Genomic DNA, 10,144 nt, shown 5'->3' with positions numbered 1-10,144 from the left:
TCGAGACGTCGACCTTGCCGGTGCCGTCGAGGTTTATCTCGACGACGACCGAGGTCTCCTTCGTGGTCCGTTCGACCCGTCCGATGCGGCTCATGCGTGCTGCTCCTTCTTCAGTGCGCGAACCGCTTCCAGGAACGCGTCGTTCTCGGCCGGGGTGCCGGCGGTGACCCGCAGCCAGCCCGGTACGCCGTTGTCCCGGACCAGGACGCCCTGGTCGAGGATCTTCTGCCAGGCGGTGTGGGAGTCCTCGAACGTCCCGAACTGGATGAAGTTCGCGTCGGACTCGGTGACCTCGTAGCCGATGGCCCGCAGTTCGACGACCAGGCGGTCCCGCTCGGCCTTGAGCTGCTCGACGTAGCCGAGCAGGGTGTCGGTGTGCTCCAGGGCGGCCAGCGCGGTCGCCTGGGTGACGGCCGAAAGGTGGTACGGCAGGCGCACCAGCTGGACGGCGTCGACGACGGCGGGGTGCGCGGCCAGGTAGCCCAGGCGCAGTCCGGCGGCGCCGAAGGCCTTGGACATGGTCCGGGAGACCACCATGTTCGGCCGGCCCTCGATGAGGGGCAGCAGCGAGTCGCGGTGGCTGAACTCCACGTACGCCTCGTCCACGATCACCAGGGACGGCTTGGCCGCCTGGGCGGCCTCGTACAGGGCGAGGACCGTCCCGGCGTCGACCGCGGTACCCGTGGGGTTGTTGGGCGAGGTGATGAAGACGACGTCGGGGGCGTTCTCGGCGATCGCCTGCTCCGCCGCCTCCACGTCGATGGTGAAGTCGTCCCGGCGCGGGCCGGAGATCCAGCCGGTGCCGGTGCCGCGGGAGATCAGCGCGTGCATCGAGTACGAGGGCTCGAAGCCGATCGCGGTGCGGCCGGGCCCGCCGAAGGTCTGCAGCAGCTGCTGGATGACCTCGTTGGAGCCGTTGGCGGCCCATACGTTCTCCCGCGCGACCGGGTGCTTGGCCGTGCGGGTGAGGTAGGCGGCCAGCTCGGTGCGCAGCTCCACCGCGTCCCGGTCGGGGTAGCGGTTGAGGGTGCGGGCGGCGTCGGCGACGCGCTCGGCGATGCGCCGCACGAGCGGCTCGGGGAGCTCGTACGGGTTCTCGTTGGTGTTCAGCTGGACGGGCACGTCGAGCTGCGGGGCGCCGTACGGGGTCTTGCCGCGCAGTTCGTCCCGGATGGGGAGGTCGTCGATACCGGTCACTGTCCAGGAACCTTCCAGCCGAAGCGCGCCTTCAGGGCGGCGCCGTGCGCGGGCAGGTCCTCGGCCTCGGCCAGCGTCACCACGTGGTGGGTGACCTCGGCGAGGGCGTCCCGCGTGTAGTCGACGATGTGGATGCCGCGCAGGAAGGACTGCACGGACAGGCCGGAGGAGTGGCAGGCGCAGCCGCCGGTGGGCAGCACGTGGTTCGACCCGGCGCAGTAGTCGCCGAGCGAGACCGGGGCCCACGGGCCGACGAAGATCGCGCCGGCGTTGCGTACGCGGGCGGCCCAGGCGGCGGCGTCGGCGGTCTGGATCTCCAGGTGCTCGGCGCCGTACGCGTCGACGACCTTGAGGCCGTCCTCCAGGCTGTCGACCAGCACGATCGCGGACTGCTTGCCCGCGAGGGCCGGCTTGATCCGGTCGTGGATGTGCTTGGTGGCCGCGACCTGCGGCTCCAGCTCGCGCTCGACGGCGTCCGCGAGCTCGGCGGAGTCCGTGACGAGGACGGCGGCGGCCAGCGGGTCGTGCTCGGCCTGGCTGATCAGGTCGGCGGCGACGTGTACCGGGTCGGCGGTGGAGTCCGCGAGGACCGCGATCTCCGTCGGGCCGGCCTCGGTGTCGATGCCGATCTTCCCGGTGAAGTAGCGCTTGGCGGCGGCGACCCAGATGTTGCCGGGGCCGGTCACCATGTTGGTGGGCAGGCAGTCTTCGGTCCCGTACGCGAACATCGCGACGGCCTGGGCCCCACCCACCGCGTACACCTCGTCGACACCGAGCAGCGCGCACGCGGCGAGGATCGTCGGGTGCGGCAGGCCGCCGAACTCTTTCTGCGGCGGGGACGCGAGCGCGATCGACTCGACGCCCGCCTCCTGTGCCGGTACGACGTTCATCACGACGGAGGACGGGTACACCGAGCGGCCGCCCGGGGCGTACAGCCCCACGCGCTCCACCGGAACCCACTTCTCGGTCACGGTGCCGCCGGGGACCACCTGGGTGGTGTGCTCGGTGCGGCGCTGGTTGCGGTGCACGATCCGGGCGCGCCGGATCGACTCCTCCAGGGCGGCGCGGACGGCAGGGTCGAGCTCGTCGAGGGCGGTCTTGAGCGCCTCGGCGGGCACCCTGACCTGCTCCAGCGTCACCCCGTCGAACTTCTGCGCGTACTCGATCAGCGCCGCCGTGCCACGATGATGGACGTCCTCGCAGATGGGCCGCACCTTGTCCAGGGCAGCTTCCACGTCGAACTCGGCACGGGGCAGCAGATCGCGCAGGGCGCCGCCCTCGGGGAGGGCGTCACCGCGCAGGTCGATACGAGAGATCACCTCCCAATTCTCTCAGACCGCCTCGCGCCACCGTTCGCCCGTATCACTGGCTGATACACGCCCCGGATGTCACAGGCGCCCGTTAGCGTTCCCGTACACGTACCCGGAGCGGAGGGGGGCCGCCATGACCGAGGCACACACGGACACCGAGGCACGAGCGGGCGAGGAGCCGGACGACCTCTCCGCCTCCGAGCGCCGCATGTGGAGCGCGTACCGCACGGGCATCGTCTGCGATCTGAGTTCCCCCGGCTACCGCCGGGAGGTGCCCCCAGGCGCCGGCGACCGGGACGATCCGCACGGCCAGCACGTCTGGGGCCCCGAGCGCAGTGTCCGCGCCCAGGTGGTGGCCCTGCTGCTGCTCCACGGGCCGCCGCCGGTGCCGGGCCGGGTGGCCTCGCTCAAACTGCGCGGCGTACGGATCACCGGGCGGCTCGACCTGTCCGGGGGCACGGTGGGCCCGTACGTGGAGCTGCAGTCCTGCCGCTTCGACAGCGAGATCCAGCTGTCCGAGACCCGCTTCGGCACCCTGCGCCTGGTGAACTGCGCGATCCCCCGGCTGGAGGCGGCCCGCCTGCACACCGAGGGCGATCTGCACCTGCCGCGCTGCCGGGTGGCCCGGGGCATCCGGCTGACCGACGCGCAGATCGGCACCGACCTGCTGATCAGCCAGGCGGTGGTGCAGAAGGACAGCAAGGGCCGGGCGATCGCCGCCGACGGGATGTCGGTGGCACAGGACTTCCAGGGCGAGCTGCTGGAGACGTACGGGGAGGTGAGCCTGCGCGGCGCGAAGGTCGGCGTGTCGATGAACATGCGCGGGGCCCGTCTGCGCAATCCGAACGGGCGGTACGCGCTGAACGCGCCGCAGCTGACCGTCGAGCGGACCTTGTACCTGACCTCGATCTCCCTGGACTACGTCCCCGGATCGAACTCCTCCACTCCCCCGTACGGACTGGGGCTGACGCCGACGCGCGGTCGGCCCTCGCAGCGCTTCGAGTGCCGGGGCGGGCTGCGGATGGACGACGGCCGCTTCGGTGACGCCATCGACTTCTACGGGGCGCGCTTCGAGCTCACCGACGAGCAGGAGATTTCCCTGCGCCGGATCCAGACCCCCGAGTTCCGCTTCGTCGGCGAGCGGCCGGAGCGCGGGCGGGTCGTGGTGTCGGGGGCCAAGGTCGTCAAGCTCGTGGACACCTCCACCAGTTGGCCGGGCCCGGGCGGGGTGTCGATCGAGGGCTTCGTCTACGAGAACCTCGCGCCCCGGGGCCACTTCCCGCTCTCGCGCCGGCTGGCGTGGGTGGAGGCGGCCACGCCCGAGTACTCGCCGGAGCCGTACGAGCGGCTGGCCGCCGTCCTGCGGGCCAGCGGTGAGGACGCGGACGCCCGCGAGGTGCTGCTGGCCAAGCAGCGGCGACGCCGGGCCACGCTGCCGCCGGCGGCGAAGGCCTGGGGCTACGTCCAGGACTGGACGGTGGTCTACGGGTACCGGCCGGGCCGGGCCGCGCTGTGGATGGCGGTCCTGTGGGCGGCCGGCGCACTGCTGTTCTCCCAGCACCAGCCGCCCCCGATCAAGGAGAACGAGCACCCGAAGTGGGATGCCGCCCTGTACGCCCTCGACCTCCTGCTTCCGGTGATCGACCTGGGCCAGCAGGGCCAGTGGAAGGTGGACGGCGGCTGGCAGTGGGGAGCGGCGGCGCTGGTCCTGCTGGGGTGGATCCTCGCCACGACGGTGGCGGCGGGCGCGTCGCGGCTGCTGCGGCGGGGGTGACGGGGATAGGGCGGTAGGCCCTCGGCCATTACCCTGTGCCTCGTGACCACCGTTCGCCTGCCCCTCTTCCCCCTCAACTCGGTGCTGTTCCCGGGACTCGTCCTCCCGCTGAACATCTTCGAGGAGCGTTATCGCGCCATGATGCGCGAGCTGCTGAAGACGGGCGAGGACGAGCCGCGCCGTTTCGCGGTCGTCGCCATCCGCGACGGCCGCGAGGTCGCCCCGACCGCACCCGGCCTTCCCGACCCGACGGCCCTGCCCGAGCGCGGCCCCGCTGCGGGATTCGGCTCGGACCCGGTCCAGGCCTTCCACCGCGTGGGGTGCATCGCGGACGCGGCGACGATCCGGGAGCGGGAGGACGGCAGCTTCGAGGTCCTCGCGACCGGCACGTCGCGGGTCCGGCTGATCTCGGTCGACGCCTCTGGCCCCTTCCTCACGGCGGAGCTGGAAGAGCTCCCGGAGGACTCGGGCGAGGGCGCGGGGGCGCTGGCCGAGGGGGTGCTGCGGGCCTTCCGCAACTACCAGAAGCGGCTGGCCGGGGCCCGCGAGCGGTCCCTGACCGGCGCGGAACTCCCCGACGAGCCGTCGGTGGTCTCGTACCTGGTGGCAGCGGCGGCGGTGCTGGACATCCCGGCGAAGCAGCGGCTGCTCCAGGCCCCGGACACGGCGACCCGCCTGGCGGAGGAACTCAAACTGCTCCGCACGGAGACGGCGGTGATCCGTCACCTCCCGTCGCTGCCGGCGGTGGACCTGACGCGCACCCCGACGAGCCCGAACTGATGGCGAAGAAGAAGCCGCCGGCCGGAACCCCGGCGATCGTGGCCCTCACGGCGGCGGGCGCCGAGTTCACCACGCACGCGTACGCACACGACCCGGCGCACGCCTCGTACGGCGAGGAGGCGGCGGAAGCGCTCGGCATCCCGTCCGACCGGGTGTTCAAAACCCTGGTCGCGGAGGTGGACGGGGTCCTGACGGTGGCGGTGGTCCCGGTCTCGGGCTCGCTGGACCTGAAGGCCCTTGCCTCGGCGGTGGGCGGCAAGCGGGCGGTGATGGCCGATCCCGCGCTGGCGGAGCGTACGACGGGGTACGTCCTGGGCGGCATCTCCCCGCTCGGCCAGCGCAAACGCCTGCGTACGGTGATCGACGCGTCTGCCTCCGGCCACCCGACCGTCTGCTGCTCGGCGGGCCGCCGCGGCCTGGAGGTCGAGCTCTCCCCGTCGACCCTGACCGCGTTGACGGACGCCACCCTGGCCCCCATCGCCCGCCCCTAGCCTCCGGCGGACCCGCGCTCCATGTGCGGCGCCGCTGCGGGGGCTCCGCCCCTGACCCCGCGCCTCAAACGCCGGCGGGGCTGGACCGCCGGCGTTCGTGGCGCGGAGCCCCGGCCTTTGAGCCCCGCCGGCGTTTGAGGCGCGGGGCCCGGGGCGGAGCCCCGATCTTTCAGCCCCGCCGGCGTTTGAGGCGCGGGGCCCGGGGCGGAGCCCCGGTCCTTGAGCCCCGCCGGCGTTTGTGGCGCGGGGTCCGGGGCCGAGCCCCGGTCTTTCAGCCCCGGCGGTGGTGGGTCAGGGACGCGGCGGCTTCGGCGCAGCCGGGTCGGCGTGGACGTGCGGCGGGGGGTAGACGGCCCACGCGGGGCCGGGCTCCGGGTCCCGCGGCGACCACAGGGCCGTCAGGCCCAGGTGGACCAGGACGGCCGTCATCGGCCAGACCAGCAGGACCCCGTGCGCCAGCATCTGCAGCGGCGCGTCGAACGGAACGCCCTTCCCCGCCTTCGCCGCGACGGCCGGCAGGTCCGAGGACGGCCCCAGCCACAGCCCGAGCCGCCACCCCACCAGCGCGGCGAAGAGCGACCCGATCCCGAGCCCGATCACCAGCGGCACACCGCCGCGCCGGCGCCACAGGAAAACGCCGACGGCACTCAGGACGCCCAGCCCCGCCGACAGCAGGAAGAAGGTCCCGTCGGCCCCGATCCGCGCCTCGCTCTCGGTGTTGCGCAGGAACACCGCCTCCCCGTTGGAGACGTACTGCACCCGCGGCGCGAGCCACACCCACAGCAGCGCGAGGAGCACTCCGGCCACCGCGACCATCAGGGCGACGGCGGCCCCGTCCCGGATGTCCCCCGGGGTGATGGCCGCTTCGTCGGCCCCCGGCTTCTCGGGCGGGAGCGACGGCGGGTCGAAAGGAGACGGCGGGGTCACGGCTTCGGTCACCCCCACATCGTGCCAGGTCTTGAACAAGGGGTGTCGTCCGGCACCGGCGTCAGCGGACCGCCGCCCGCCGGTACGCCCACGTGGCGACGGCCAGCGACAGGACCCCGACCGCCCCGCACACGCCGAGGTCGAAGGCGACCGCGGCCCAGTCCGGATCCGGTGCGAAGGTCCGCGCGAACGCCTCCACCCCGTACGTGGAGGGCAGCAGGTCCCGCGCCCACACGATCACGTCCGGCATCCGCTCGGGCGGCAGCACGCCCAGCAGCAGCGCCGCCGACATGCCGAGCTGCCCGGCCAGCGTGGCCAGCTCCTGTCGCGGCGCCAGCAGCCCGAGCGCCGCGCCGAGCCCGGCCAGCGCGGCCCCGGCCAGCGGCACCACCGCGGCCAGGATCCACAGCCCGCCCATCGGCAGCCCGAAGAGCACGCACCCGAAGACGGCGGTGACCAGGGTCCCCGGCAGGGTGAAGGAGGCGTACGCGCCGGCCGCGCCCAGCACCACCGACGCGGGCGGCACCGGCAGGGTGGCGTAGTGGTCGAGGCCGCCGCCCGCGCGCAGCTGCCCGAAGTACTGCGCGAGCAGGTTCAGCGCGACGAAGGCCACGACGAGGACGGAGGAGCCGGCCACGACGGCCCGGGCCTCCGAGCCCCCGTCCACCACGCCCCGCATCAGGATCATGATCCCGACGGACTGGAAGGTGGCCACGAACAGCAGCGGGATCCGCGCCACCCGGGCCCGGGACAGCTGTGCCCGGTACACGGCGGCCAGCGCGGGGAAGAACCGCGCCTTCGGAGCCAGCTCGGCGGGAGCCCACACGGCGTCCACGGCGTCCACGGCGCCCGCGGTGCCCGCGGTGCCCACGGCAGCGGTAGTCACGACTTGACCAGACCCTTCATCCGCCCGCCCAGCGCCAGGTAGACGTCCTCCAGGCTCGGCGTCGCCAGCGTGAAATCGTCGAGGGCGGCGAAGGCCGGCCCCCCGGTGACGGCGGCCACCGCGGCCCGCGCCTCCTCGGGCGGCAGCCGCAGCACCCAGCGGCGCCCGGACTCGGCGGCCGACGGGGCGAGCGCCGCGACCTCCGGCACCTCCAGCGGCGGCGCGGAACGCCACACCAGCTCCAGCCGGACCTCGCCCGAGACCTGGGCCTTCAGTCCGGCCGGGGTGTCGCAGGCGATGACCTTGCCCTGGTCGATGACGGCGACGCGGTCGAGGACCGTCTCGGCCTCGATGACGTTGTGGGTGACGAGCAGGACGGTGGCGCCGTGCCGCTCGCGCCGCCGGTCCACGGCGGACCACACCGCGCGGCGGGCCACGGGGTCCATGCCGGTGGTGGGTTCGTCGAGGACCAGTACCGGCCGCTCCCCCACCAGCGCGGCGGCGAAGCAGGCCAGGCGCCGCTGTCCGCCGGAAAGCTTCTTCAGGGGCCGCCCGGCGATCGCGGTCAGCCCGAGCTCCTCCAGCACGGCGTCCCGCGCGGCCCGCGCCGCCCGCGCGTCGAGCCCGCGCAGCCGGCCGGTGGTCTCGGCGGCCAGCGACACGGTGAGCTCGTCCAGCGCGGTGGACTCCTGCCCCAGGTAGGCGAGCAGGCGCGCCGCCCGCCCGGGGTGGCGTACGAGGTCGTGGCCGAGCAGGGTCACGGTGCCCGCGTCGGGGCGCATCAGCCCGGTGAGCTGGCGGACCAGGGTGGACTTGCCGGCGCCGTTGGGGCCGAGCAGGCCGAAGATCTCGCCGCGCCGGACGTCCAGGGACACGCCGTCGTTGGCACGGGTCTCGGGCAGGGCGGGGGCCCCGCGCCGGCCCCGCACGGCGGGGTACGTCTTGACCAGGTCACGCACGGAGCAAGCCACGTCGGAGGCCGCGGCCGCGGTTGCTGCCGTGTCCGGCGTCCCGCGGGGTCCTGCCTGTGCTGTGCCCGTACTCACGAGGGAGCAGCCTACGCGGCTTCCGCCCCTACTCGGCCGCCGGGGTCGGCGGGGCCGTCGCGCCCGGGGGCGGGGATCCCGGCGCCGCGGCCGGTACGGCGGCCACGTGTTCGGCGGCCGCCCGGACGTCGATCTCCCGCCAGAACCCGGCGCGGATGGCGTACCGGTCGTGCTCGTCGATCTGGTCGTCCTTGTGCGCGAGCAGCCCGAACCGGGCGGCGTAGCGCAGCAGCTCCCCGTCGATCCGGTGCGGGATGCGCGGGTACATCGTGGCCAGCTTCTGCAGGTGGACGGTCTCGGGGAGCCGCTCCATCCAGCGCCGGGCGAACACCTGTCCCACCTCGAACGGGTCGCCACCGACGGTGGTGATGTCCTCCTCCCGGTCGGCCCAGCGCTGCTCGGCGCTGGTGAGCTGGGCGAGGGTGGGCAGCGAGGCGGTCTCGGCGGGTTCGCCGAGCGGTCCGGCGCGGTCGATCCAGCCCTTGTCGGAGGACCAGCGCAGGGCGCTGCCGGCGGGCGGCTGGCTCCCGTTCTGCGCGGGCGTGTTCTGTCCGGGCGCGCGCAGCGAGCCGGCGAGGTCCTTGGGCGTGGGCACGGCCCGGCCCCCGGGGGTGGCGGGAGCGGGTACGGGTGCGCCGTCGGCGGCGTCCTCCCGGGTGTCGGCGGAGCCGTTGCGGGCGGCTTCGGCGAGCGCCGCCTCGGGCAGCGGGGCGGAGAGGATGGCGGCGATGTCGGGGCGCGGGGCGGGCGGCGGGGAGCACAGCCCGGTGAGGTCCTTGGCGCGGACGGCCCGGGTGATCCAGGCCCGGTCGAGGACGCGGCGTTCGTCGGCTTCCGCGACGAGGTCCTCGGACTGGTTGTAGTCCCCGTCGGCCGCCTGTACGGCCCACAGGTGGACGGCGACCCCGTGCTCCTTGGCGGACATCAGGCCGGGCAGCAGGTCTCCGTCGCCGGTCACCAGGACCACGTCGGAGCAGGCGCGGTTGCGGGCCAGCTCGGTGAGTTCCGCGTGCATGGCCGCGTCGACGCCCTTCTGCGCCCATCGGCCGTCGCTGCGGGTCAGGGCGCCGAGCCGGACGGTGACGCGGGGCATGACGCGCAGCCTGCGGTGCTCGGGCTGCGGCACCCGGTCGGGTGCGCCGTCGAACCAGTAGATGCGCAGCAGGGGCTGCTCGGTATCCGCTTCGGCGCGCTCACGCAGACCCTGGATGAGGGCGGCATGGTCGACGGTGATGCGGGAGCGGGAGGGCTCCCCTGCGAGAAGGCTCGCGGCGGCGCCCAGCAGATAGCCGGCGTCCACCAGGACGACGCAGCGGTCCACGCGTACCACCCTCTTCCCTGGGGGTCCTCGATAGGTTTTCCCCGAGTCTGCCCGACCCCAAGGGTGTTGACGGCCGGAACTCGATCATCGGCGTGGCGGATCTCATGAGGGGGAAGGAGAGGGGCTCCGACTACGCGCGGTAATGATCCAAAATGCGCGGTTTCTTGCGTTGTGTGAGTGTGAAGGCGGTCCTGGCCCCTAGACCCTCATGGAGGCTCCACCATGGCCAAGAACAAGCAGCAGAAGCAGCCGAAGCAGCAGGCCCGCTCGTCCGCGCAGGACCCGTCGAGGAGCTCGACGGAATCCTCGCCCGAGTCGACCTCGCAGGCGCCGAGTCCGATGGATCTGGCCCACAAGAGCAAGACGAAGAAGTTCGGCCACAACTGACGCCTCGCGTCCCGTGGCTGAAAAG

10 protein-coding genes and 1 pseudogene are annotated in these 10,144 nt (G+C 73.6%); 4 read left to right on the top strand and 7 right to left on the bottom strand.

Annotated features, from left to right (window positions below; genetic code table 11):
- The 3 genes and pseudogenes from ACGFYQ_RS04150 to hisD form a co-directional block, all read right to left on the bottom strand.
- Positions 1-94 (bottom strand): annotated as a pseudogene (locus tag ACGFYQ_RS04150) (imidazoleglycerol-phosphate dehydratase); the annotation flags it as partial.
- A complete protein-coding gene (locus ACGFYQ_RS04145; protein WP_393739652.1) occupies positions 91-1,197 on the bottom strand; it encodes a histidinol-phosphate transaminase in 1,107 nt (368 codons plus the stop codon). The pseudogene ACGFYQ_RS04150 and the gene ACGFYQ_RS04145, both read right to left, overlap by 4 nt.
- Positions 1,194-2,516, bottom strand: a complete 1,323-nt coding sequence (gene hisD / locus ACGFYQ_RS04140) for a histidinol dehydrogenase (protein WP_393739650.1) — start codon at positions 2,514-2,516, stop codon at positions 1,194-1,196. The genes ACGFYQ_RS04145 and hisD overlap by 4 nt, the downstream gene beginning before the upstream one ends.
- A gap of 124 nt (positions 2,517-2,640) precedes the next feature.
- Here hisD and ACGFYQ_RS04135 point away from each other — a divergent pair, with 124 nt between their 5' ends.
- From ACGFYQ_RS04135 to ybaK, 3 genes are read left to right on the top strand one after another with little or no spacing between them, the layout of a single operon-like run.
- Positions 2,641-4,281, top strand: coding sequence for an oxidoreductase (locus ACGFYQ_RS04135; protein ID WP_393739648.1), 1,641 nt, complete (start codon positions 2,641-2,643; stop codon positions 4,279-4,281).
- A 42-nt stretch (positions 4,282-4,323) separates the two neighbouring features.
- On the top strand, positions 4,324-5,061 hold the full coding sequence (locus ACGFYQ_RS04130; RefSeq protein ID WP_393739646.1) for an LON peptidase substrate-binding domain-containing protein: 738 nt from the start codon (positions 4,324-4,326) through the stop codon (positions 5,059-5,061).
- Entirely contained in the window at positions 5,061-5,552 is a 492-nt protein-coding gene (gene ybaK, locus ACGFYQ_RS04125; protein ID WP_393739644.1) for a Cys-tRNA(Pro) deacylase, read from the top strand. The genes ACGFYQ_RS04130 and ybaK overlap by 1 nt, the downstream gene beginning before the upstream one ends.
- Before the next feature lie 291 nt (positions 5,553-5,843).
- On the opposite strand, the gene ACGFYQ_RS04120 is transcribed toward ybaK, so the two are convergent.
- From ACGFYQ_RS04120 to ACGFYQ_RS04105, 4 genes are all read right to left on the bottom strand, one after another.
- Positions 5,844-6,491, bottom strand: a complete 648-nt coding sequence (locus ACGFYQ_RS04120) for a hypothetical protein (protein WP_393739642.1) — start codon at positions 6,489-6,491, stop codon at positions 5,844-5,846.
- 49 nt (positions 6,492-6,540) lie between these two features.
- Positions 6,541-7,350: an ABC transporter permease gene (locus tag ACGFYQ_RS04115; RefSeq protein WP_393739761.1), complete on the bottom strand. Its 810-nt coding sequence runs from the start codon at positions 7,348-7,350 to the stop codon at positions 6,541-6,543.
- A gap of 11 nt (positions 7,351-7,361) precedes the next feature.
- A complete protein-coding gene (locus ACGFYQ_RS04110) occupies positions 7,362-8,336 on the bottom strand; it encodes an ABC transporter ATP-binding protein (protein ID WP_393739759.1) in 975 nt (324 codons plus the stop codon).
- 103 nt (positions 8,337-8,439) lie between these two features.
- The gene (locus ACGFYQ_RS04105; RefSeq protein WP_393739640.1) at positions 8,440-9,741 is read right to left on the bottom strand and encodes an NYN domain-containing protein; all 1,302 of its coding nucleotides are present in this window, start codon (positions 9,739-9,741) and stop codon (positions 8,440-8,442) included.
- A gap of 213 nt (positions 9,742-9,954) precedes the next feature.
- On the opposite strand from ACGFYQ_RS04105, the gene ACGFYQ_RS04100 reads away from it, so the two are divergent.
- Positions 9,955-10,119: a hypothetical protein gene (locus ACGFYQ_RS04100; RefSeq protein ID WP_393739638.1), complete on the top strand. Its 165-nt coding sequence runs from the start codon at positions 9,955-9,957 to the stop codon at positions 10,117-10,119.
- Positions 10,120-10,144 lie beyond the last annotated feature (25 nt).

The sequence above is a fragment of the Streptomyces sp. NPDC048258 genome (assembly GCF_043201995.1).
Taxonomy (GTDB): domain Bacteria; phylum Actinomycetota; class Actinomycetes; order Streptomycetales; family Streptomycetaceae; genus Streptomyces.
Note: the sequence above shows the minus strand (reverse complement) of the source record. Positions and strands in the feature narration are given on the sequence as shown.